Source organism: Massilia rubra, from assembly GCF_011682065.1.
GTDB lineage: Bacteria > Pseudomonadota > Gammaproteobacteria > Burkholderiales > Burkholderiaceae_D > Telluria_A > Telluria_A rubra.
The window spans coordinates 98,270-120,938 of sequence record NZ_VUYU01000018.1 but is presented as its reverse complement, the minus strand read 5'-3'; the positions used below and the strand labels follow the sequence as shown (position 1 = coordinate 120,938).

The following is a 22,669-nucleotide window of genomic DNA, read 5'->3' as shown; positions in this document are numbered from 1 at the left end:
CCTTAAAAAGAACGAACCGGCATGAAGCCGGCAATATGAATTTTTTGCTTGGGCACATCAGGCAAGAAAGCAAGTATACCTGCTTTCCCGCCTTTGACTACGAATTACTTACCAGCGACTTCGCTGAGAATCTTTGCAACAACACCTGCACCAACGGTACGGCCACCTTCGCGGATTGCGAAACGCAGGCCTTCTTCCATTGCGATCGGGTTGATCAGCTTGACGGTGATCGACACGTTATCGCCTGGCATAACCATTTCTTTGTCCGCTGGCAACTCGATCGAACCAGTCACGTCCGTGGTACGGAAGTAGAACTGTGGGCGATAGTTGTTGAAGAACGGGGTGTGACGGCCGCCTTCGTCTTTCGACAGGACGTAGATCTCACCGGTGAAGTGATTGTGCGGCTTGATCGAGTTCGGCTTGGCCAGAACTTGACCACGCTGGACGTCTTCACGCTTGGTGCCGCGCAGCAGCAGACCGACGTTGTCGCCAGCTTGACCCTGGTCCAGCAGCTTGCGGAACATTTCCACGCCGGTGCAAGTGGTCTTGACGGTGTCGGAGATGCCGACGATTTCGATCTCTTCGCCGACTTTAACGATACCGCGCTCGATACGACCGGTCACAACGGTGCCGCGACCCGAGATCGAGAACACGTCTTCCACTGGCATCAGGAAGGCGCCGTCGATAGCGCGCTCTGGCGTTGGGATGTAGGTGTCCAGCGCGTCGGCCAGGGCCATGATCGCGACTTCGCCCATTTCGCCGGTGTTGCCTTCGAGGGCCATACGTGCCGAACCCTTGATGATTGGCAGGTCGTCGCCTGGGAACTCGTATTTCGACAAGAGCTCACGCACTTCCATTTCAACCAGTTCCAGCAGCTCTGCGTCATCGACCAGGTCGCACTTGTTCAGGAACACGATGATGTAAGGAACGCCAACCTGGCGTGCCAGCAAGATGTGCTCGCGGGTCTGTGGCATTGGGCCGTCAGCTGCGGAGCAAACCAGGATCGCGCCGTCCATCTGCGCTGCGCCGGTGATCATGTTTTTGATGTAATCGGCGTGGCCTGGGCAATCGACGTGAGCGTAGTGGCGGTTAGCCGTTTCGTACTCGACGTGCGCAGTGTTGATGGTGATGCCGCGTGCTTTTTCTTCCGGCGCTGCATCGATCTGGTCGTATGCTTTTGCTTCGCCGCCGAATTTTTTCGACAGAACGGTTGCAATCGCAGCCGTCAGGGTGGTTTTACCGTGATCGACGTGACCGATGGTGCCCACGTTGACGTGCGGCTTGGTCCGTTCGAATTTACCTTTTGCCATTTTGATCTTCCTTTAAAGACTATTTTTACAATTTTTGTTTGTTGCCAGCGCGGCTTATGGCTGCGCCCGGCAAATCGATTATTCAGTTGAGGACAGAGCAAAGGCAGTGAACCCTGCTCTGTCCCGCAATCGCGTTGATCCGTTGAGGACTGGGCAACGGCGATGAACCCTGCCCTGTCCCGCAAAAGATCAAGCGTAATTACTTGGCCTTGGCCGTGATGATCGCATCGGTAACGTGCTTAGGCGCTTCCGAATAGTGCTTGAATTCCATCGTGTAGGTAGCACGGCCTTGCGTTGCGGAACGCAGCGAGGTCGAGTAACCGAACATTTCGGACAGTGGCACTTCGGCTTTGATGATCTTGCCGCCGCCGCCTGGAATCTCGTCCATGCCCTGCACCATACCGCGGCGGGACGACAGATCGCCCATCACGGTACCGGCGTAGTCTTCCGGCGTTTCCACTTCCACGGCCATCATTGGCTCGAGGATGACTGGCGATGCTTTACGGCAGCCATCTTTGAATGCCATCGAAGCGGCCATCTGGAACGCGTTTTCGTTCGAGTCCACATCGTGGTACGAACCGAAGAACAGCGTGACCTTGACGTCGACCACTGGATAACCAGCCATCACGCCGGCGTTGAGCGTACCGCGCACACCCTTTTCAACCGCAGGGATGTATTCGCGTGGAACGGTGCCGCCCTTGATCGCGTCGACGAATTCGAAACCTTTACCGGCTTCTTGCGGCTCGATCTTCAGGACAACGTGACCGTACTGACCACGACCGCCCGACTGCTTGACGAACTTGCCTTCGGATTCTTCGCACACCTTGCGGATCGTTTCGCGGTAAGCCACTTGTGGCTTGCCGACGGTCGCTTCGACGCCGAATTCGCGCTTCATGCGGTCAACGATAATTTCCAGGTGCAACTCGCCCATACCACCGATGATGGTCTGGCCCGATTCTTCATCGGTCTTGACGCGGAACGAAGGATCTTCCTGTGCCAGGCGGTTCAGCGCCAGGCCCATTTTTTCCTGGTCAGCCTTGGTTTTTGGCTCAACAGCTTGTTGAATCACCGGCTCAGGGAAGACCATTTTTTCCAGCGTGATGATCGACGATGGATCGCACAGGGTTTCGCCCGTGGTCGCGTCTTTCAGGCCGACCGCGGCGGCGATGTCGCCGGCGTGGACTTCCTTGATTTCTTCGCGCTGATTCGCGTGCATCTGCAAAATACGGCCAAGACGTTCTTTCTTGTTCTTGATCGGATTGTAGACGGTGTCGCCCGACTTGATCATGCCCGAGTAGACGCGGAAGAAGATCAGCTGGCCCACGAACGGGTCGGTCATGATCTTGAATGCCAGCGCCGAGAATTTCTCGGTGTCTTCCGCTTTACGCGTGGTCGGCTGGTCATCTTCGTCCATGCCCTTGACTGGCGGGATGTCGACTGGCGATGGCAGGTATTCGATCACGCCGTCGAGCATGGCTTGCACGCCCTTGTTCTTGAACGCGGTGCCGCACATCATCGGGACGATTTCCGACGCGATGGTACGCTGGCGCAGGGCGGCCTTGATCTCTTCTTCCGACAGATCGCCTTCTTCCAGGTACTTGTTCATCAGTTCGTCGTTCGCTTCAGCAGCGGTTTCGACCAACTTCAGACGCCACTCGGCAGCCTGCTCTTGCAGCTCAGCAGGAATGTCGCGGTAGTCGAACTTCATGCCCTGCGACGCGTCGTCCCAGTAGATGGCTTTCATCTTGACCAGATCGACCACGCCCTTGAAGTTGTCTTCGGCGCCGATTGGAATCTGCAGCGGAATCGGGTTCGCCTTCAGGCGCGCGCGCATCTGCTCGTAGACCTTGAAGAAGTTGGCGCCGGTACGGTCCATCTTGTTCACAAAAGCCAGACGTGGAACCTTGTACTTGTTAGCCTGGCGCCATACGGTTTCCGACTGTGGCTGAACACCGCCCACAGCGCAGTAAACCATGCAAGCACCGTCGAGTACGCGCATCGAGCGTTCAACTTCAATCGTGAAGTCAACGTGGCCCGGGGTGTCGATGATGTTGATGTGGTGCTCAGGGAAATTGTTAGCCATCCCTTTCCAGAAGCAGGTCGTTGCAGCCGAGGTAATCGTGATACCGCGTTCCTGCTCTTGCTCCATCCAGTCCATGGTGGCCGCGCCATCATGCACTTCGCCGATCTTGTGGTTCACGCCCGTGTAGAACAGGACGCGCTCGGTCGTGGTCGTCTTGCCAGCATCGATGTGAGCCGAGATACCGATATTGCGGTAGCGCTCAATGGGGGTCTTGCGTGCCATAATTATTCCTAAATCTTTTAATGGACAAAACCGAGCGGCATTTTGTGAACAAAATGAGCCCGGCCTCGAACAACAGATACATGGCCGCATCCTGGCTTGCACAATCGTGCAAACCGGGACGTGGCCAATTGATTAGAAGCGGAAATGCGAGAACGCTTTGTTCGCTTCTGCCATGCGGTGAACTTCATCCCGCTTCTTCATAGCACCACCGCGCATTTCAGCGGCTTCCATCAATTCGCCACCGAGGCGTTGCGGCATGGATTTTTCGCTGCGCTTGTTTGCGGCTTCGCGCAACCAACGCATGGACAGCGCCATACGACGAACCGGACGAACTTCAACTGGCACCTGGTAGTTGGCGCCACCGACGCGGCGGGACTTAACCTCGACCATCGGCTTGGCATTGTTGATCGCGGTTGCAAACACTTCGAGCGGGTCTTTGCCGGACTTTTGCTTGATGTGCTCAAATGCACCGTAAATGATGTTTTCTGCGACCGATTTTTTACCGGACAACATCAGTACGTTGACGAATTTGGCGACATCTTGGTTACCGAACTTTGGATCTGGCAAGATTTCGCGCTTGGGTACTTCACGACGACGTGGCATATCAATTCCTTCCTATCTTCAGTTGAGCGCGCTGTGCGCACTCGCGGAGGCCATCATAGCCATCCACTTACTCGACCATTACGGTCGGTTCAACTCGTTAAACTTCTAGTGAAAGCGGGGCGAAAAATTACTTCTTGCCTGCTTTAGCGCGCTTCGTACCGTATTTCGAACGAGCTTGCTTACGGTCTTTAACGCCCTGGGTATCCAGTGCACCGCGAACCATGTGGTAACGCACACCCGGCAAATCTTTTACACGACCGCCGCGCAGCAGCACGACACTGTGTTCTTGCAGGTTGTGGCCTTCACCGCCGATGTACGAAATGACTTCGAAACCGTTGGTCAGGCGAACTTTGGCGACTTTACGCAGAGCCGAGTTTGGCTTCTTTGGAGTCGTTGTATACACACGGGTGCAAACACCACGTTTTTGCGGGCTGTTTTCCAGCGCCGGCGATTTGCTTTTCACGGTCAGAGCGACGCGTGGATTGCGAATCAGTTGATTGATGGTTGGCATCGTTATAAATCCAACAAAATTACAACATGAATAACCCGGACAAACTGTCCGGGGACTGAAACGGAGTCTCGAGCACTGCGCAGGGGAGGCACCGACAGCCGCCCTGCGAGGAGCGGCACTGAATGCGTAAACAATGCGCAGAATAAAATCGAGAACTCGCGAGTATAGACGCGAAGTGACAGGCAGTCAAACAGTTTAACGCTCGGCAATGCAAAAAGGTGGGGGCGAGGGCCGGGCGTGACGCCCGGATCGGGGCCAATCATGGGCCCGGCCCGGCCCCATGATTGGCCCGCCGCGCGATGCCTAGTTTACAGAGGCAGGCGCGAAGTAGGGTTTGAACGCTTCCTGCATCTCGGGCGAGAGCTGGTCGAAGTCGATCTTGCGCTTCTTGATGTCGGCACGCAAACGATCGCCGCCGCCGCCGGCCTGCACCAGCCGCGTGACCAGGTCGGCGGCAAGTTGTTGCAGCACCTCGTGAGGAATTTGCTTGGGGTCGCGCACAGCGAAGGTTTCCCGTGCCGGGTCGCCACTGCACTTGCCGTCTGCAACTTGATAGACGCCGCCCTCGTCCGGCTGGAAATACCGGCCTTGGCCACGTTGCGGATGACGCCGCTTGAAATACCCGTTCGCGAGGTAATACGTCGCCGTCGGCGATTTTGCGACGCCGAAAATCCATTGGCGCCCGGTCCAGGCCTCATTGTCGGCCATCTGCTCGCACAGGGCGCGGATCTCGTCAGGTACCGGATCGAGTTTCAGCCTGGCGACAGGCAGCCGAAGGCCCAGCATGGGATCGGGCACGAATGCGGGAGCATGGTTGCTCTCGGCGGCGCCCGCAACGGCGCTCATTGCCGCAAAAAAGACGGCTGCGCACAGGCGCTTAATAACGGTAGACGACATAGGCCGGTTTGTGTGCGCGGTATCCGGGACCGGACCAGAAATCGGTTTGCACGAAATCTGAAATCCATTTGTTTCCGGAATACCCGGCCACATGTCCATTGACATTACCGTTGGTAAATGGTTGCATGACCATCACGTCGCCCTTGATAAACCGGAAGCTGCCCGGGTCCTTTACCTCGATTTCACGGAAGCCGATCTGAAGCAGAACCGGGCCATAGTCTTTTGCGGACGCGACGTTCGGCGTAACGAAGGCCCCGCCAGCTTGCAGCGCTTTCCGTACATAAAGGGCGCACTTTGCATCGCCGAATCCCGGCAGCGCATTGTCCTTCAAGTGTTTTACAAATTTGTCCAAATCGATTGGCATAGCAGCCCTTCAGCGAAGTTGTTGATTGCAAGATCCCGGGGGCCAGCCATGTTTCCGCCATTGCCGCCGCCAGGTGAACCGCCAAATAATATCATTATATAAATGTTTATTCGACTATTAAAAAATGTGCATTGGCGATCACCGGATGCTGTCGCGCCCGGACCCGGCGCGCAATCGCTCGTCGCTGATCGCGCTACCGGCTCGAATATTTGGCAATGAGAACTAAAAACCCCGGATAATGGCCGCTTTCGCCGCCCCCACATTTCCCTGATGCGACACCTGCTGCGCCCCGCCCCGCTCTACCTGCTGCTGACCTACGCGGCGTTGTCGGCCATCCCCTTCTTTCCCATGCTGCTGGGCAAGCGACTCGAGCGCCCGTGGCAGGTGCTCGGCATCGAAGCGGTGGCCTGGGTGGCGGTATGGGCGCTGTTCAAGCGTCCCGCCTGGTTCCACTGGCTGCTGATTCCGGCCTTCCTGGCGCTGCCGACCGAGCTCTACCTGTTCAGTTTCTACGGACAAAGCATTTCCACCCACCACCTCGGCATCATCGCCGAAACCAGCCCCAAGGAAGCACTCGAGTTTCTGGGCAACACGGTGTGGCTGATGCTGGCCGTGATGGCCGCCGTCATCGCCTGGTGGGTCACCAGCTTCCAGGCGGCCCGCCGCACGCGCGAACTCGACTGGGACGACGGCTCGCGCCCGCTGAGCCTGGGCCTGCTGGCCATCGGCGCCAGCCTGTGGGCCTACGGCCACGAATTCGGTGTCGCCCCGCGCGCCGCCACGACGGCCGCCGTCAAAGCCTCCGCCAGCGCCGCCAAAGCCGCCTCGGGCGCCGCCTACACCGGCTGGAAGTGGGCCCCCCTGCCGCACTGGGCCGCGCTGCCGCTGGAATTTGGCGCGTTCGCGCAAAGCTGGCCCTTCGGCATCACGGCGCGCGGCGTCGACTTCTACAAGGAACACAAGCACCTGGCCGAACTGGGCCAGCGCAACAGCCACTTCCGCTTCGGCGCGCGCCAGGGCGCGCCCGACACCGAGCCCGAAATCGTGGTGATGGTGATCGGCGAATCGTCGCGCTTCGACCGCTGGAGCCTGAATGGCTACGCGCGCGAGACCAATCCGCTGCTGGGCAAGGAAACCAACCTGGTCACCCTGCCCGACGTGATCACCTCGGTGTCGGCCACGCGCCTGTCGGTGCCGGTGATCGTCTCGCGCAAACCGGCCACCCAGAGCCTGAAGGACGGCTTCGCCGAAAAATCCTTCCTGACCGCCTACAAGGAAGCCGGCTTCAAGACCTGGTGGCTGTCGAACCAGATCTCGTTCGGCGAATTCGACACGCCGGTCTCGGTGTTTGCCAGGGAAGCGGACGTGATCCAGTTCCTCAACCTGGGCGGCTTTACCAACAATTCAAACTTCGACGAGATTTTGTTCGATCCCCTGCGCCGCGCGATTGCCGACCCGGCCCCGAAAAAGCTGATCGTGCTGCACTCGCTGGGCAGCCACTGGAACTACAGCCAGCGCTATCCCAAGCAGTTCGACCGCTGGCAGCCATCGCTGTTCGGCATCGACAAACCGGTCTACACCAACCCGGCGCTCAAGGCGCAGCTCAATAACAGCTACGACAGCAGCATCTTGTATACCGACTGGTTCCTGGCCAGCGTGATCGGACAACTCAAGGGATCGCAGCAGCGCAGCGCCATGCTGTACGTGTCCGACCACGGCCAGACGCTGTACGACAACAGCTGCAAGCAGGCCTTTCACGGCCACAATACCCAGTACGAATTCCACGTGCCGGCGCTGGTGTGGTATTCGGACCAGTACCAGGGGCGCTATCCCGCCAAGGTGGAACAACTGCGGCGCCACGGCAAGGCGCGCCTGGCGACCGAAAACATGTTCCACACCCTGCTCGACCTGGCCGACATCCGCTACCCCGACGAGCGCCTGGAATGGAGCTTCGTCAACCCCGGTTTCAAAGAGCACAAGCGCTACGTCGACAGCTATGGCTGGAGCGACTACGACAATTCCACCTTCAAAGGCGACTGCCGCGAAGTGATCGACAAGGGCACGCCGCTCAAACGCGACAAATAGAAAAGACCATGAGCAAATACGTAGAAACCGGCTTCAAGCTGCTGTTGTGGTATCTGGCCGCCACCTTCATCGCCACCCAACTGTGGCTGGTGCTCGAACCGCCGCACGCGCACGTTTCGGGCGGCCTGTTCATGGTGCTCTCGCCGCTCGGGCCTTTGGTATGGATCAAGGCGATCCTGGAAGGCCGCGCCTCGGCCGCGAACATCATCGCGCTGCTGATCGTGGCGGCGGCGCTGGCGCTGGGAACCTGGCATTCGCTGCGCAAGCGCGATCGTTAACGACCCGCGCCCGCCCGAACTCCCGATGCTGCAGTATCGGCCAGCACGCCATCGCAATCGCCCGGATGCGCCAGATAGCCATCGAGCCAGTCGAACACCCGCCCCGCCCTGTCTTCGATGGCGGCGCCAAAACCGCGCTGCGCCAGCAGGGCGATGCCGTTGGTGTGGGCCAGCACGCCCGGTTCCAGCACCAGCCGCCCGGCGCCGTCCAGGCGCACGCACAGGGGCGCGAGCCGCTGCGCCAGCAAGGACGCCAGCACCAGGTTGTGCGACGAGACCATCACCAGCCCCTTCGCCGCCAGCACGTCGAGCACCGCGGCCGCCGCCGACACCGATTCGAGGTGATTGGTGCCCCGGAAAATCTCGTCGATGATGCAGATGCCCGGATGCGGGCCGTCGGCCGCCGCCAGCAGTTCCTGCGCGCGCCGCAGTTCGGCCATGTACAGGCTCTCGCCGCCGAACAGCGAATCCTCGCTCTGCATGCTGGTGTAGACCGGCAGGTCGGGTACCCTGGCCTGGCGCGCATAGCAAAAGCCGAAGGCCCGCGCCGCCACCAGGTTCACGCCGACGGTGCGCAGCAAGGTGCTCTTGCCGATCCCGTTCTGGCCCGAGATGAAGGCCCCGCCCCCGGACAGGCTGACCGACAGCGCCTGCGCCTGCGGCAGCAAGGGATGCACGGTATCGTCCAGCGCCAGCGCCTGGTGCGCATGCCGTTCGGCCCAGCACAGCGCCGGCGCGGCCAGCAGATGGCGCGCCAGTGCGATATCGGCTTCCAGTTCGCCCACCCGCGCAAAGCAGGCGCGCAAAAAGTCCAGATGACCGTGCACCAGCCGCACGCCCTTGTAGTAATGGTTCACGTTGTCGAGCATGAACCAGTCCAGGTAGGTGCGCGCGCCGGGCGTCATCATCACCATCGGCGGGCGCGAAAGCTGGCGATTGAGTTTGCCGGCCTCCGCCGCCGGCCCGGCGAACGGCAGCAGCAGCGCACCCGCATCGGCGCGCGCGCCCAGGATGCTGGCCGTGCGCAGCAGCATCTGCAGCGCATTCATCGAGCGGTCCCATTCGTCCACCCGCTCGTAGTAGCGCATCTGGGTGCTCATTAATATATAGGCCACCACGCCGGTGGCCAGCCAGGCGGCCGGCGTGACGATGACGGCCGCGATCGACGCCAGCAGCAGGATCGGCAGCGGCCAGGTCTTGCCCACCCACCAGGGCGCGGCCGGCGCGGCGTCTTCGAACAGCAAGGTGGCGATCTCCTTGTCCGCATGGCGCAGCGAAGCGCAGTCGCGCTGCAGGGCGGCCAGGCGGGCCGGGTCGCGCATCAACTCGCGCACGCGCTCGCCCACGGCGGCGCAGTCCTGGTCGCCCAGCCCTTCGCGCAGGCGCCGGTACAGCACCTGCTGGCCGAAGATGCTGACCTCACCCGACAACTGCGCGCGGTAGGTATCGAGCAGCAGGTCCTTCCAGGTGGCGTCGTCGAGCGCGCCGCGCGCCGGGTCTGGACAGAGCCGGTGCAACTGCGCCACGTCGCTGGCGGCAAAGCCGTAATCGACCGGCTCCCTGTCGGGAATGACGAGCAAGACGCGCAAGGACTTCACGACACGGCGACACAGGGCGGACAACTTCGATACGAACGCGGACATACGGCCTTTCTGGGCGGCGGCGCGGGTCGCGCAGCCTGCCTGCAAGATGCGGATTAATTAACAAAATGCAAGACCGCACTGTCCGGGCGCCGTCCAGGCACGCCGTCCGGACAGCGCGGACAGCCTTGCGCTAAAAAAGAAATTCATATCAATCAATGACTTAAGTGGTGGCACGTTTCCTGCATTAGTCGATGAACATTGACCCAACAGACCAGCCCCATGATTCGAGATACCTCTTCCCAGGACGCCACCATCAGCGCGCCGCCGGCGCACAAGGCCAAGCGCCGCATCCTCGCCGCCGCGCTGGCGGCGCTCGCCCTTGGCGGCGCGGCGCTGCTGCTGTCGGCCTGGCGCGGCAGCGAGCATGCGGTCAGCGCGGCGCGCCTGCGCGTGGCCGAAGTCACGCGCGGCACGCTGGTGCGCGACGCCTCGGTCAACGGCCGCGTGGTGGCCGCCGTCAGTCCCACCCTGTACGCCACCGCGCCGGCCACGGTCACGCTCAAGGTGGCCGCCGGCGACACGGTCAAGAAAGGCCAGGTGCTGGCCCTGCTCGAATCGCCCGACCTGTCGGACGCGCTCAAACGCGAGCAATCGAGCTACCAGCAGCTCGAAGCGGAAGTGGCGCGCCAGCGCATCCTGGCCAAGAAACAGAAACTGCTGGCCCAGCGCGAAGCCGACACCGCCGAAATCGACCGCCTGTCGGCCCAGCGCACGCTCGAGCGCTACGACAGCGTGGTCCAGGAAGGCATCATCGCCAAGATCGACTACCAGAAAGCCAAGGACGCGCTCAACTCGGCCGGCATCCGCGCGCGCCACGCCACGCAGGCGGCCACGCTCGAGGGCGACGACGTCGGCCTGGCGCTGCAAACCAAGGTGGCCGAACTCGATCGCCAGCGCCTGTCGATGGCCAACGCCCAGCGCCGCGTCGATGAACTGTCGGTGCGCGCGCCGGTCGATGGTTTTATCGGCACGCTGTCGGTGCAGAACCGCAGCGTGGTGGCGGCCAACGCGGCCCTCATGACCCTGGTCGACCTGTCGCGCCTCGAAGTCGAACTCGAAGTCCCGGAAACCTACGTCGACGACATGGGCCTGGGCATGAGCGCCGACATCGCGCTCGGCAACGCCAGCGCCAGCGGCAAGCTGTCGGCCCTCTCGCCCGAAGTGGTCAAGAACCAGGTACTGGCGCGGGTGCGCTTCGACGGCGCCCAGCCCAAGGGCCTGCGCCAGAGCCAGCGCGTCAGCGCACGCCTGCTGATCGAAGAAAAACGCGATGTCATCCTGCTGCCGCGCGGCCCCTTCGTCGAGAGCGAGGGCGGGCGCTTCGCCTACGTCATGCAGGACGGCGTGGCCGTGCGCACCCCGATCAAACTGGGCGCGACCAGCGTGTCCTCGGTCGAGATCCTGAGCGGCCTGAAACCGGGCGACAAGGTCGTCATCGCCGGCACCGACAGCTTCGCCAACGCCGCCCGCGTCGTCATCAACAACTAACATTTCAACGAAAGGAACTTCCATGCTGCGCATGACCAATCTGAGCAAGGTGTACCGCACCCACATGATCGAAACGCACGCGCTGCGCGGCTTCGAAATCCACGTCCGCCAGGGCGAATTCGTCACCGTCACCGGCCCATCCGGCTCGGGCAAGACCAGCTTCTTGAACATCGCCGGCCTGCTCGAAGAATTTAACGACGGCGAGTATGTGCTCGACGGCGTCAACGTCAAGGGCATGGACGACAACGCCCGCTCGCGCCTGCGCAACGAAAAGCTGGGCTTCATCTTCCAGGGCTTTAACCTGATTGCCGACCTGTCGCTGTTCGACAACGTCGACGTGCCGCTGCGCTACCGCGGTTTCAACGCCGCCGAACGCAAGGAGCGCATCGAAGACGCGCTCTCCAAGGTCGGCCTGGCGTCGCGCATGAAGCACTATCCGGCCGAACTGTCGGGCGGCCAGCAACAGCGCGTGGCGATCGCGCGCGCGCTGGCCGGCTCGCCCAAGCTGCTGCTGGCCGATGAACCGACCGGCAATCTCGACACCCAAATGGCGCGCGGGGTGATGGAACTGCTAGAGGAGATCAACTCCCAGGGAACCACCATTTTGATGGTCACCCACGACCCCGAGCTGGCGGTGCGCGCGCAGCGCAACGTCCACATCATCGACGGCCAGGTGTCCGACCTGGTACGCGCACCGTCCACCCTGGCCGGCGCCAGGGCATCCGGCCAGGCCGCATAAGGAGAACCCATGTTTTCGTATTACTTCATGCTGGGCGTGCGCAGCCTGCGCCGCAATCCGGCCCTGACCGCGCTGATGGTGCTGACCCTGGCCATCGGCGTGGCCGCCAGCGTCGCCACGCTGACGATCTTGCACGTCATGTCGAGCAATCCGATTCCGCAAAAAAGCGAGCGCCTGTTCGTCCCGAAAATCGACAACGGCCCGCTCAACGGCTTCAACCCGCAGGCCGAGGACCGCAGCGACCCGCAGTCGACCTACACCGACGCCATCAATTTCCTCAAGAGCGGCCAGGGAGAGCGGCGCGCGGTGCTGTACGGCGTGTCCGCGCCGCTCGAGCCCGAGCGCAAGGACTTGCCGGTCATGGCGGTCAAGGGCATGGCCCTGACGCGCGACTTTTTTCCGATGATGGAAGTGCCCTTCCTGCACGGCCAGCCCTGGAGCGAAGCGGACGAACGCGCCGGCGCCGATGTGGTGGTACTGAGCCAGGCGCTGGCCGAAAAGCTGTTCGGCGCGGTCGACCCGGTCGGCAAGCGCATCCGCCTGCTGGAGGCGCAATTCCAGGTGGTCGGCGTGCTCAAGCCGTGGCGGCCGGTGCCGAAGTTTTACAAATTGATTGGCGGCGGCGGCAGCTTCGGCGTGGAGGAAGAGATCATCATCCCCTTCGCCACCGCGCTGCGCCACGAGACGAACCCGGAGGGCAGCTTCAGTTGCCGCGGACGCGCCGAACCGGGATGGCAAGGCTTCCTCGATTCGGAATGCACCTGGCTGCAGGTCTTCTTCGAGACCAAATCGTCGGCCGGACGCGCCGAACTGCAGGATTACCTGGACAACTACGCGGCCGAACAGCGCAAGCTGGGACGCCTCAAGCGCAAGCAGCCGAACCGCCTCTTCGATGTCATGCAATGGCTCGAATTTCGCAAGGTGGTCGGCAACGACAGCCGCCTGTCGGCCTGGCTGGCGTTCGGCTTCCTGCTGCTTTGCCTGGTCAACACGGTCGGCCTGCTGCTGGCCAAATTCTCGGTACGCGCCTCCGAGGTCGGCATCCGGCGCGCGCTGGGCGCCTCGCGCAGGGATATCTTCCGCCAGTTCCTGACCGAGACCGCGGTCATCGGCCTGGCCGGCGGCCTGCTCGGACTGGTGCTGGCCTTCGGCGCGCTGGCCCTGATCGGCATGCAATCGAAGGAGCTCAAGGTCGCCGCCCACATGGACTGGCAAATGCTTGGCCTGACGTTCCTGATGTCGCTCGCCGCGGCCATGCTGGCCGGCCTGCTGCCGACCTGGCGCGCCTGCCAGGTCACGCCCGCGATCCAACTCAAATCGCAGTAACATTCGAAAGACTACACATGGAAATCCGTCCCATCCTTTCCGCGCTCCTGCGCAGCAAGACCGGCGCCATCCTGGTGGCGCTGCAAGTGGCGATCAGCCTGGCGATCCTCACCAATGCGCTGCACATCGTCAGCGTGCGCCAGGCGGTGGCCGCGCGTGCCAGCGGCATCGCCGACGAGAGCAGCGTCTTCCACATGCGCGTGCGCCACCTGGTCGAAGGCAGCCACCAGGAGCAGCTGGCGCGCCAGCAGCTCGAGACGCAGGCCCTGCGCGCCATCGGCGGGGTGCTCTCGGCCGCTTTCGTCAACCAGGCGCCGATGTCGCAATCGGGCTGGTCGTCCAGCGTGGCGCCATCGCGCAGCGCAGGCGACGACATTCCGCCCGCCGCCATGTACTACTCAAGCGATTCGCTGGTCAAGACCTGGGCTCTGGAGCTGGCGCAAGGGCGCGACCTGAAGCCGGAAGATGTCATCGACATCGATGGCAAGACCGCGCCCGACGACCTGTTCCCCAAAGCGGTACTCATTACCAGGGCCCTGGCCGACAAACTGTGGCCAGGGAGCGGCAACGCGGTCGGCAAGACGCTTTACTTCGGCATCGGCGAGGAAGCCAATAGCGCGACCGTGGTCGGCGTCATCGCGACGCTGCAGACCCAGAGCGCCGAAGTGGCCGCGCGCGGCGGCTATGCGCTGATTGTCCCGATGCGTAAGACCTTCTCCAGCACCATGTACACGGTACGGGCCGACGCCGGGCAGTTCGAGCGCGTCATGAAAGAAGCCGAAGCCGCGATGCGCGCCACTAATCAGGGCCGCGCGATCGTCACCATGAAGCGCGTGACTGACGACCGCAAGGAACGCTATCGGGCCGACATGGCGCTGTCGTGGATGCTGATCGCGGTCAGCGTGCTGCTGCTGCTCATTACCGCCAGCGGCATCGTCGGCATGGCCAGCCTGTGGGTCACGCAGCGCCGCAAGCAGATCGGGGTACGACGCGCACTGGGGGCGCGCCGGGTCGATATCCTGCGCTACTTCATCACCGAGAACTTCATGATCACCAGCGTTGGCGTGGCGTGCGGCGTGCTCGGGTCGATCGCGCTCAACCAGCTGCTGGTCAGCAAACTGGAGATGGAAAGGCTGCCGCTGGCCTACCTGGTGGTGGGCGCGGGCGTGTTCTGGGTGCTCGGCGTCGCCGCCGTGTACGGGCCGGCCTGGCGCGCCGCCTCGATTTCGCCGGCCACGGCCACCCGCAGTGCCTGACGGCGATGGTATGCTAGCGGCCATGCCTACTGTATTGATCATCGACGACAACGCCGCCGTCGCCATCGCACTCGATGTCCTGTTTTCGCTGCACGACATCGGTGCGCTGCGCGCCACCTCGCCCGAAGAAGGCCTGGCCATCCTGGACGCCACCCGCGTGGACCTGGTCATCCAGGACATGAATTTTTCGGCCGACACCACCTCAGGCGAGGAAGGCAGGGCGCTGTTTCGCGCCATCCGCCAGCGCCATCCCGACCTGCCGGTGATCCTCTTGACCGCCTGGACCCACCTGGACGCGGCGGTCGACCTGGTCAAGTCGGGCGCGGCCGACTATTTGTCCAAGCCCTGGAACGACAACCGCCTGATCGCCACGGTGACCAACCTGATCGAACTGGGACAGGCCAACCGCTCCCTGCGCCAGCGCGTGCAGCAGGAGCGGCGCGTGCGGCGCGACCTGGAACAGGGCTTCGACCTGCGCGGCATGGTGTGGCAGGACGCCGCCACCGAACGCGTGTTGCACCTGGCCTGCCAGGTGGCGCGGGCCGACGTGCCGGTGCTGATCAGTGGTCCCAACGGCACCGGCAAGGAACGCATCGCCGAGATCATCCAGGCCAATTCGCTGGTGGCCGGCGGCCCGTTCGTCGTGCTCAATTGCGGCGCGCTGCCGGCCGAACTGATCGAGGCCGAACTGTTCGGCGCCGAAGCGGGCGCCTACACCGGCGCCTCGCGCGCGCGCGAAGGCAAGTTCGAAGCGGCCGACGGCGGCACCCTGTTTTTGGATGAAATCGGCAACCTGCCGCTGGCCGGCCAGATGAAACTCCTGCGCGTGCTCGAGACCGGGCGCTTCGAGCGCCTTGGATCGAACCGCGAACGCCAGGTCAAGGTACGCGTGATCAGCGCCACCAACGCCAACCTGGGTGCGATGATCCGCGCCGGCACCTTCCGCGAAGACCTGTTCTACCGCCTGAACGTGATCGAACTGCGCCTGCCGGCGCTGGCGGCGCGCCCGGCCGACATTCTGCCGTTGGCAAGCAGTTTCCTGGCGCGCGGCAAGAGCCTGCACCACTGCGCCCAGGCCGCGCTGCTGGCGCACGCCTGGCCCGGCAATGTGCGCGAACTCAAAAACGTGATGGCGCGCGCCAGCCTGCTGGCCGCCGGCGACATCATCAAGGCGACCGACCTGGGGCTGCCGGTGACGCTGGCCCCCGGCGTCGAGGTGGAACCGGACCGCGACGCCATCGTGCAGGCCATGGCGCGCACCAACGGCGTGGTGGCCCAGGCGGCGGCCGATCTTGGCCTGTCGCGCCAGGCGCTGTACCGCCGCATGGAACGCCTCGGGATCGCGCGCTAGCCGATGCGCCAGTCGCTGCGCTTGCCCCTGCGTTTTTCGCTCATCACGCGCTGCTCGGCCCTGGTGGGCGCCCTGCTTGCGCTGGGCATCCTGATCGCGCTCGGGCTCGACCACCTGCTGCCGGGGCGTGTGCTGGTGGTGCTGGCCCTGTCGCTGGTGTGCGTGGCGCCGCTTGCGCTGATCGCCGTGCGCGCCCAGCTGCGGCCGATCCTGTCGATGTTTCGCGCGCTCGAAGGCACCGTCGCCAGCTACAAGGATGGCGACTTTTCCTTCAGCCTGCACTGGCCGCGCAACGACGAACTGGCCGACCTGGTGGCGGCCCACAACGCGCTCGGCAACGTGCTGCGCGAACAGCGCCTGGCGCTGGTGCAGCGCGAACTGCTGCTCGACACCATGGTCCAGAACACGCCGGTGGCCATGCTGCTGGTGGCCGACGCGCCCGGCGACGGCGCGGGGGCGATCGTCTACGCCAACCTGTCGGCGCGCCAGATGCTGGGCGACGGCCGCAAACTCGAAGGACTGCGCCTGTCCGCGATTCTCAGCCAGGCCTTGCCGGCGCTGGTGGACGCGCTGGCGCGTGGCGGGGACGGCTTGTTCACAGCCGGTGACGGCGAAGAAGAAGAGGTGTACCACCTGGCGCGCCGCAGCTTCAGCCTCAATGGCCGCAAGCACGAACTGCTGCTGCTGCGCCAGCTGACCCACGAACTGCGGCGCCAGGAAGTGCAGACCTGGAAAAAGGTCATTCGCGTCATCAGCCACGAACTGAATAATTCGCTCGCTCCCCTCGCTTCGCTGGCCCACTCGGGCGCGGAACTGGTGCGGCGCGGCCAGACCGAGCGCCTGCCGCAGATCCTGGAAACCATCGAAGAACGTACGCGCCACCTGGAGAGCTTCATCCTCGGCTACGCGCGCTTCGCCAAGCTGCCCTCGCCGCGCATCGAAGCATGCCCATGGCCGGCTTTTGTCAGCCGGCTGGCCTCGCAGGTAGCGCTGACGGTGAGCGGCGCGCTGCCGGTCGAAGCGGCCCGCATCGACCCGGCCCAGATGGAGCAAGCCTTGCTCAACCTGCTCAAGAACGCCCACGAATCGGGTTCGCCAGCGGCCGATGTGACGCTGCAGGTGCGCCAGGCGCATGGCACGCTGCGCATCGAGGTGATGGACCGCGGCCAGGGCATGAACGACGCGGTGCTGACCAATGCGCTGGTGCCGTTCTACTCCACCAAGCGCAGTGGCACCGGCCTGGGACTGGCGCTGGCGCGCGAAATCGCCGAAGCGCACGGCGGGCGCATCACACTCGGCAACCGCGACGGCGGCGGCCTGGTGGTGACCCTGATCCTGCCGGCCTAGGCCCTCGGAATGGTAAGATCGGGTTCCCTTTTCTTCCCCGCCCGCGATGTCCGCCACCCCTGCTTCCACCCGCTTCGACGCACCCGGCCATCCGCCGGCCACCATCACCGAATTCAAAGGCGTGCGCTTCATGCACCTGGGCACCTCGTGGGTGCAGGGCGCCATGCGCCTGGCCAAGCCGGACAACATCGAGCTCGAATACGTGCAGATGATGATGATGTGGATGCTCTTCCTCGACCATCCGAAGCACATCGTCCAGCTGGGATTGGGCAGCGCGGCGCTGACCAAATTCAGTTACCAGCGTTTTCCGCAAGCGCGGGTGACGGTGGCCGAGCTCAATCCCAACGTGATCGACGTCTGCCACGCCCATTTCGGCCTGCCGCCGAACGACGCGCGGCTGGATGTGCGCCAGATGGATGCGATGGATTTCGTACTGGACCCGGCCAACCACGGCAAGGTCGACGTGCTGCAGGTGGACCTGTACGACGAAGACGCGCGCGGCCCGGTGCTCGATTCGCCCGAGTTCTACCAGGCCTGCATGGATTGCCTGTCCGAGGACGGCATCATGACCACCAATGTCTTCGGCGACTTTGCCAACTACGACAAGAACCTGCAAAACATGGAGCTGGTGTTCGATGCGGTGGTGTGGCTACCCGAAGTGCATGACGCGAACATCATCGTGGTTGCGTTCAAGCGCGCGCCGTCGATCGACTTTAGCGTGTTGTACGAACGCGCCGGGGCCATTAAAAAGAGCATGAACCTGCCGGCCAAGAACTGGGTGGCGGGTTTGAAAGGCTGGATGCAGGACCAGCAGGGATAAGCACCTGACGCCGTTCTACCGGGCCAGGTTCTAAGCATATAGCGTGGGCGCATAAGTGATGCGCGCGCGCGGGGTACGTAGTCGAGATTACAGCGTTTTGTGGGTACAAGCACTAAATTTTGCTACGGATTGCTGCCATTGCACGCATTTACAACACTCTCGCATGACTCGTTGCGCGTCACAAAACTCGTCGGGTAGTATCGTTTTCACATTGGCTGGCCCCACGAGGGTGTGTCCAGTGAATTCCCTAAAAATGAAAACGAAAACGAGACATCTACATGACGAATACCCCAGGCAGCCCGCACCTTAAACGCACCTTGCTCGCATCGGCGCTCCTGCTCGCGCTTAACAGCACCTACGCGCAGCAGGGCGCGGCACCCGCCGCCCGCAGTGGCGAAGACAGCCCCGCTTCCGTCGTGATCCTCGGCTCGCGCTCGACCGCCAAGACCTCGCTCGATACCGCCGCGCCGGTTGGCCTGATCAACATCAAGGACATGCAGACCGCCGGCCCCCTGGAACTGGGCAAGCTGCTGCAAACGCTGGACCCCTCGTTCAACTTCACCTCGACCTTTATCAGCGACGGCACCGACATCATCCGCCCCGCCACCCTGCGCGGCCTCGGTCCCGACCAGTTGCTGGTGCTCGTAAACGGCAAGCGGCGCCACCAGCAGGCGCTGGTCAACGTACAGCAAACCATCGGACGCGGCTCGGCCGGCACCGACATCAACGCCATTCCGCTGTCGGCCATCCACCACATTGAAGTGCTGCGCGATGGCGCGGCCGCCCAATACGGTTCGGACGCGATCGCCGGCGTGATCAACATCGTCCTCAAGAAGCAGACCAACGAAACGCAAGTGAGCAGCAGCGTCGGCACCACCTCCGAAGGCGACGGCGACCTGATCTCCGGCAGCGCCAACACCGGCTTCAAGCTGGGCGAAAGCGGCTACCTGAACCTGTCGGTCGAAGGCCGCCGCCGCAACGAAACCAACCGCGCCGGCGTCGACTCCGAGCGCGTCAATCCACCGCGCGTGACCCAGCGCATCGGCGACAGCCTGGCCAAAGACGCCTACCTGTGGTGGAATGCGGGCTTGCCGATCGACGACAGCAGCGAGTTCTACGCCTTCGGCGGCGTCTCCAAGCGTACCGGCGACTCGGCGGGCTTTTTCCGCTCGGCGGGCGACGGCCGCACCGTGCCGGCCGTGTACCCGAACGGCTTCCTGCCGAACATCATGACCACCGTGAAGGATGCCTCGTTCGCCGTCGGCTACAAACGCGACCTGGCCAACGACTGGAAGTTCGACGTGAGCGTGAACCACGGCCGCAGCCAGCTTGGTTTCCACGAACGTAACTCGATCAACGTCAGCTACTGGTACGAACCGAAACCGGGTGGCGGCATCTACGCCGAGTCGCCCTTCGAAGCCGACACCGGCACGCTCAAATTCAACCAGACCACCTTCAACGCCGATATCCGCGGCCCGCTCAAGTTCGGCGACCGTACGGTGCAGCTGGCGACCGGTTTCGAGTACCGCAGCGATAACTACGCGATCGAAGCGGGCGACCCGGTCTCGTACCAGTACGGCCGCACGAACAACCCGGCCATCAAGATCTTCGACCAGGTCGGCGGCATTGCGGCATCGGGCGCGCAAGGCTTCCCGGGCTACACGCCGGGCACCGAAGTGGACCAGGGCCGTCACAACATCGCCATGTACCTCGATGCGGAACACAACATCACCGAGAAACTGCTGGTAGCCGCCGCGGTGCGCTTCGAAAAATACTCGGACTTCGGTAACACCACCACCGGCAAATTGAGCATGCGCTACGATCCGACGCGCCAGTTCGGCATGCGCGGCAGCGTCTCGACCGGTTTCCGCGCACCGAGCGTGCAGCAGAAGTTCTACAGCTCCGTGTCGACCAACCTCAATTCGGCCGGCGTGCTGACCGAAACGCTGACCGCGCGCGAAGGCAGCACCGTCACGCGCGCCTTCGGCATCTCTCCGCTCAAGGAAGAAACCTCGAAAAGCGCCAGCATCGGCATGATCCTGCGCCCGATGCCGAACTTCTCGGTCACCGCCGACTTGTACCGCATCGACATCGACGACCGCATCGTTTTCTCGAGTAACATCGCGCCGGAATCGGGCAACTGCGTGCCGGCCTCCAAGTGCCCGATCAAGGCCATCCTCGATCCGCTCAAGGTCGGCCAGGCCCAGTTCTTCACCAACGCGATCGACACCACCACGGATGGCCTGGACATCGTGGCCGAGCACACCACCAAGTGGAGCGGCTCGACCCTGGTGCTGTCGGGCCAGATGGGCTTCAACAAGACCGAAGTCAAGAACCGCAAATCGCAGTCGCCGGTGCTGACTGGCGCCCAGCTGTTCGACGACGCCCAGGTGACCCTGATCGAACGCGGCCAGCCGCGCAAGAAGCACGTGATCGCGGCCGACTACACGACCGGCGCATGGAATGTGAACACCCGCGCCAACTACTACGGCCCAGTGCAGGGCCAGGGCTTTACCGCCCCGTTCATCCAGACCTGGGAAGCCAAATGGCTGGTCGACATGTCGCTGCGCTACTCGTTCACCAAGAAGCTCAGCGCCTCGTTCGGCGTGAACAACCTGTTCAACACCTACCCGACCGAGTGGGACAAGACGCGCGCCGCGCCGTTCCCGCAACTGGGTTTCACCCGTTGCTGGGAAACCTGCCCGATCGGCATCAACGGTCGCCAGATGTACGCCAAGGTTGACTGGGCTTTCTAAGCTGGTCCACCTTGCATGACAAGGCCACGCCGGCGACGGCGTGGCCTTTTTTCATTCAGGAACGTCGCTTTCACCGAATCGCAAACTTGCGGTTCATACTTACGAAGTATACACTTTGTATATACGATCATTCTCGTGAGGTGAAAGATGCAAAAGGAAGCTGTTTTTACAATGAAACTTGAGTCCGAGTTGAGAGAAGACTTCATGGCTGAAGCAGCGGCAGTGCATCGGTCCGCCTCTCAGATCGTTCGCGAAATGATGCGCGAATTTGTCGTAAAACAACAAGAAGCACGGGAATACGACGAATTTCTACGACTGAAAGTGGAAGCCGCGCGCCAATCCATGAAAGCCGGAAAAGGAAGCTCCAGCGACGACGTCGAAGCGCGATTCGCCGCGCGCCGCGCTGAATTAGCCAACGCAGGCAAGAAGTGAACGTTTACTGGACGCCGCAAGCTGAACAAGATCGATGGGATGTATTGGAATATATCGCCAAAGACAAAGTAACAGCAGCGGTGGACATGGACGAACTCTTTTCGCAAGCGGCGGCAAAATTGGCGGATTTTCCATTTCTCGGGCATCCGGGAAAAATTCGAGGCACGCTCGAACTCATTGTTCACGAAAGCTATCGCCTCGTATACGAGATCAATGATGATGCAATCTGGGTGTTAGCACTCGTGAACACGTCGCGCCGATGGCCTCCTCAGCGCTGATTGAGAATATCGGGACTTATGCCGGCACGTGAATCCGCGCCTTGATGTGCTTGAGGTTGACGATAATCGTAAACGTCATCACGACCAGCAGGGACCACGAACTCCACTTCCCGACATGCACCATCGACCATGCACCGAGCTGGTTGGGGTACTTCCAGATGCCGAAGAAGGTGCTGATATTTTCGGCCAGCCAGATGAAAAAACCAATCAGCACGAAGGACAGCAGCAAGGGCATGCGGCGCTCGACATCGAGCGGCCGGAAGATCACCGAAGACCGCGCATACAGCCCGAGCGCGCACGCCGCCACATACCAGCGATAGTCGCCGATGTAGTGGTGCGTGAAAAAATTGATATAGATGAGAAGCGCGATCACCACCCCCATCCAGAACGGCGGATGGTGCTCGACGCGCAGGTCGAACAAGCGCCACGCCTGGATGATGTAGCTGCCGACGGCCGCGTACATGAATCCCGAGAACAGCGGCACGCCGAACAGCTTGGTGTAAGCAAAATCCGGATACGACCATGACTGTATCGCCCCGGATGTCTTGAACACTTCCAGCGCGAAGCCGACCACGTGAAACAGGGTGATCGCCTTGAGTTCATCGACCGTCTCCAGCCGCGACCAGATCATCGCTGCCTGGATCGCGAGGGCGACAACCAGCAGCGCGTCGTAACGCGCAACGCCCCACAAACCCGTACGCGGCACCAGGAACACGGCCGCAAAAAACAGCCCCGCGAACAGGCAGGCGCGCGCTTCCTTGAGGCCGAAGTAGAGAAATTCCATCGCAAAGCGCGCCAGGCCGGTGAGTCCGGGCCGCGCCTGAAAACCCAGCAGATGCGCATCGACCGCGCTTGGGCGCAAGGAAAACAGCCGTGACAG

At 62.4% G+C, this 22,669-nt stretch carries 20 protein-coding genes; 12 read left to right on the top strand and 8 right to left on the bottom strand.

The annotated features are described in order from the left end of the window. Nucleotides 1-104 precede the first annotated feature (104 nt). From tuf to F0185_RS23520, 6 genes are all read right to left on the bottom strand, one after another. Nucleotides 105-1,310 carry an elongation factor Tu gene (gene tuf / locus F0185_RS23545; RefSeq protein ID WP_167228447.1) on the bottom strand — a complete coding sequence of 402 codons (1,206 nt, stop codon included), beginning with the start codon at nt 1,308-1,310 and terminating at the stop codon, nt 105-107. 199 nt (nt 1,311-1,509) lie between these two features. Further along, nucleotides 1,510-3,615: an elongation factor G gene (gene fusA / locus F0185_RS23540; RefSeq protein ID WP_166895198.1), complete on the bottom strand. Its 2,106-nt coding sequence runs from the start codon at nt 3,613-3,615 to the stop codon at nt 1,510-1,512. 132 nt (nt 3,616-3,747) lie between these two features. Further along, nucleotides 3,748-4,218 (bottom strand): 30S ribosomal protein S7, encoded by a 471-nt coding sequence (gene rpsG / locus F0185_RS23535; protein ID WP_054265804.1) that lies wholly within the window; start codon nt 4,216-4,218, stop codon nt 3,748-3,750. Nucleotides 4,219-4,345: 127 nt separating this feature from the next. Continuing rightward, nucleotides 4,346-4,729 (bottom strand): 30S ribosomal protein S12, encoded by a 384-nt coding sequence (gene rpsL / locus F0185_RS23530; RefSeq protein ID WP_025603541.1) that lies wholly within the window; start codon nt 4,727-4,729, stop codon nt 4,346-4,348. Nucleotides 4,730-5,032: 303 nt separating this feature from the next. Further along, nucleotides 5,033-5,626, bottom strand: coding sequence for a hypothetical protein (locus F0185_RS23525; protein ID WP_167228592.1), 594 nt, complete (start codon nt 5,624-5,626; stop codon nt 5,033-5,035). After that, complete coding sequence (locus F0185_RS23520; RefSeq protein ID WP_167228590.1) at nt 5,607-5,990, bottom strand: hypothetical protein; 384 nt, start codon at nt 5,988-5,990, stop codon at nt 5,607-5,609. Before F0185_RS23520 ends, F0185_RS23525 begins: the two co-directional genes overlap by 20 nt. A 270-nt stretch (nt 5,991-6,260) precedes the next feature. Here F0185_RS23520 and F0185_RS23515 point away from each other — a divergent pair, with 270 nt between their 5' ends. Beyond that, nucleotides 6,261-8,075: a phosphoethanolamine transferase gene (locus F0185_RS23515; RefSeq protein WP_167228589.1), complete on the top strand. Its 1,815-nt coding sequence runs from the start codon at nt 6,261-6,263 to the stop codon at nt 8,073-8,075. An 8-nt stretch (nt 8,076-8,083) separates the two neighbouring features. Further along, on the top strand, nt 8,084-8,353 hold the full coding sequence (locus tag F0185_RS23510) for a hypothetical protein (protein WP_166895205.1): 270 nt from the start codon (nt 8,084-8,086) through the stop codon (nt 8,351-8,353). Here the strand turns inward: F0185_RS23510 and F0185_RS23505 are convergent. Beyond that, nucleotides 8,350-9,996: a MutS-related protein gene (locus F0185_RS23505; RefSeq protein WP_167228587.1), complete on the bottom strand. Its 1,647-nt coding sequence runs from the start codon at nt 9,994-9,996 to the stop codon at nt 8,350-8,352. The genes F0185_RS23510 and F0185_RS23505 overlap by 4 nt on opposite strands. A gap of 219 nt (nt 9,997-10,215) precedes the next feature. Here F0185_RS23505 and F0185_RS23500 point away from each other — a divergent pair, with 219 nt between their 5' ends. The 10 genes from F0185_RS23500 (at nt 10,216) to F0185_RS23455 (ending at nt 21,789) form a co-directional block, all read left to right on the top strand. Then, nucleotides 10,216-11,484 (top strand): efflux RND transporter periplasmic adaptor subunit, encoded by a 1,269-nt coding sequence (locus tag F0185_RS23500; protein ID WP_167228585.1) that lies wholly within the window; start codon nt 10,216-10,218, stop codon nt 11,482-11,484. 22 nt (nt 11,485-11,506) lie between these two features. After that, a complete protein-coding gene (locus F0185_RS23495) occupies nt 11,507-12,223 on the top strand; it encodes an ABC transporter ATP-binding protein (RefSeq protein WP_167228583.1) in 717 nt (238 codons plus the stop codon). A 9-nt stretch (nt 12,224-12,232) separates the two neighbouring features. Further along, nucleotides 12,233-13,549 carry an ABC transporter permease gene (locus tag F0185_RS23490; protein ID WP_167228581.1) on the top strand — a complete coding sequence of 439 codons (1,317 nt, stop codon included), beginning with the start codon at nt 12,233-12,235 and terminating at the stop codon, nt 13,547-13,549. Nucleotides 13,550-13,566: 17 nt separating this feature from the next. Next, entirely contained in the window at nt 13,567-14,805 is a 1,239-nt protein-coding gene (locus F0185_RS23485; protein WP_167228579.1) for an ABC transporter permease, read from the top strand. A gap of 22 nt (nt 14,806-14,827) precedes the next feature. Continuing rightward, the gene (locus tag F0185_RS23480) at nt 14,828-16,156 is read left to right on the top strand and encodes a sigma-54-dependent transcriptional regulator (RefSeq protein WP_167228577.1); all 1,329 of its coding nucleotides are present in this window, start codon (nt 14,828-14,830) and stop codon (nt 16,154-16,156) included. 3 nt (nt 16,157-16,159) lie between these two features. Continuing rightward, the gene (locus F0185_RS23475; protein WP_167228576.1) at nt 16,160-17,503 is read left to right on the top strand and encodes a sensor histidine kinase; all 1,344 of its coding nucleotides are present in this window, start codon (nt 16,160-16,162) and stop codon (nt 17,501-17,503) included. Nucleotides 17,504-17,549: 46 nt separating this feature from the next. After that, nucleotides 17,550-18,323 carry a spermine/spermidine synthase domain-containing protein gene (locus F0185_RS23470; protein WP_167228574.1) on the top strand — a complete coding sequence of 258 codons (774 nt, stop codon included), beginning with the start codon at nt 17,550-17,552 and terminating at the stop codon, nt 18,321-18,323. 278 nt (nt 18,324-18,601) lie between these two features. Further along, nucleotides 18,602-21,079, top strand: a complete 2,478-nt coding sequence (locus tag F0185_RS23465; protein WP_167228572.1) for a TonB-dependent receptor plug domain-containing protein — start codon at nt 18,602-18,604, stop codon at nt 21,077-21,079. A 147-nt stretch (nt 21,080-21,226) separates the two neighbouring features. After that, nucleotides 21,227-21,511, top strand: coding sequence for an antitoxin of toxin-antitoxin stability system (locus tag F0185_RS23460; protein ID WP_167228570.1), 285 nt, complete (start codon nt 21,227-21,229; stop codon nt 21,509-21,511). Then, nucleotides 21,508-21,789, top strand: a complete 282-nt coding sequence (locus tag F0185_RS23455) for a type II toxin-antitoxin system RelE/ParE family toxin (protein ID WP_167228568.1) — start codon at nt 21,508-21,510, stop codon at nt 21,787-21,789. Before F0185_RS23460 ends, F0185_RS23455 begins: the two co-directional genes overlap by 4 nt. A 16-nt stretch (nt 21,790-21,805) precedes the next feature. Here F0185_RS23455 and F0185_RS23450 read toward each other — a convergent pair whose 3' ends face one another. Continuing rightward, entirely contained in the window at nt 21,806-22,573 is a 768-nt protein-coding gene (locus F0185_RS23450; RefSeq protein ID WP_229477163.1) for a DUF817 domain-containing protein, read from the bottom strand. Nucleotides 22,574-22,669: the final 96 nt, after the last annotated feature.

Excerpts from the sequence above, each read along its gene's own strand:
- tuf (WP_167228447.1), bottom strand. The coding sequence starts at position 1,310 with ATGGCAAAAGGTAAATTCGAACGGACCAAGCCGCACGTCAACGTGGGC.
- fusA (WP_166895198.1), bottom strand. The coding sequence starts at position 3,615 with ATGGCACGCAAGACCCCCATTGAGCGCTACCGCAATATCGGTATCTCG.
- rpsG (WP_054265804.1), bottom strand. The coding sequence starts at position 4,218 with ATGCCACGTCGTCGTGAAGTACCCAAGCGCGAAATCTTGCCAGATCCA.
- rpsL (WP_025603541.1), bottom strand. The coding sequence starts at position 4,729 with ATGCCAACCATCAATCAACTGATTCGCAATCCACGCGTCGCTCTGACC.
- F0185_RS23525 (WP_167228592.1), bottom strand. The coding sequence starts at position 5,626 with ATGTCGTCTACCGTTATTAAGCGCCTGTGCGCAGCCGTCTTTTTTGCG.
- F0185_RS23520 (WP_167228590.1), bottom strand. The coding sequence starts at position 5,990 with ATGCCAATCGATTTGGACAAATTTGTAAAACACTTGAAGGACAATGCG.
- F0185_RS23515 (WP_167228589.1), top strand. The coding sequence starts at position 6,261 with ATGCGACACCTGCTGCGCCCCGCCCCGCTCTACCTGCTGCTGACCTAC.
- F0185_RS23510 (WP_166895205.1), top strand. The coding sequence starts at position 8,084 with ATGAGCAAATACGTAGAAACCGGCTTCAAGCTGCTGTTGTGGTATCTG.
- F0185_RS23505 (WP_167228587.1), bottom strand. The coding sequence starts at position 9,996 with ATGTCCGCGTTCGTATCGAAGTTGTCCGCCCTGTGTCGCCGTGTCGTG.
- F0185_RS23500 (WP_167228585.1), top strand. The coding sequence starts at position 10,216 with ATGATTCGAGATACCTCTTCCCAGGACGCCACCATCAGCGCGCCGCCG.
- F0185_RS23495 (WP_167228583.1), top strand. The coding sequence starts at position 11,507 with ATGCTGCGCATGACCAATCTGAGCAAGGTGTACCGCACCCACATGATC.
- F0185_RS23490 (WP_167228581.1), top strand. The coding sequence starts at position 12,233 with ATGTTTTCGTATTACTTCATGCTGGGCGTGCGCAGCCTGCGCCGCAAT.
- F0185_RS23485 (WP_167228579.1), top strand. The coding sequence starts at position 13,567 with ATGGAAATCCGTCCCATCCTTTCCGCGCTCCTGCGCAGCAAGACCGGC.
- F0185_RS23480 (WP_167228577.1), top strand. The coding sequence starts at position 14,828 with ATGCCTACTGTATTGATCATCGACGACAACGCCGCCGTCGCCATCGCA.
- F0185_RS23475 (WP_167228576.1), top strand. The coding sequence starts at position 16,160 with ATGCGCCAGTCGCTGCGCTTGCCCCTGCGTTTTTCGCTCATCACGCGC.
- F0185_RS23470 (WP_167228574.1), top strand. The coding sequence starts at position 17,550 with ATGTCCGCCACCCCTGCTTCCACCCGCTTCGACGCACCCGGCCATCCG.
- F0185_RS23465 (WP_167228572.1), top strand. The coding sequence starts at position 18,602 with ATGACGAATACCCCAGGCAGCCCGCACCTTAAACGCACCTTGCTCGCA.
- F0185_RS23460 (WP_167228570.1), top strand. The coding sequence starts at position 21,227 with ATGCAAAAGGAAGCTGTTTTTACAATGAAACTTGAGTCCGAGTTGAGA.
- F0185_RS23450 (WP_229477163.1), bottom strand. The coding sequence starts at position 22,573 with ATGGAATTTCTCTACTTCGGCCTCAAGGAAGCGCGCGCCTGCCTGTTC.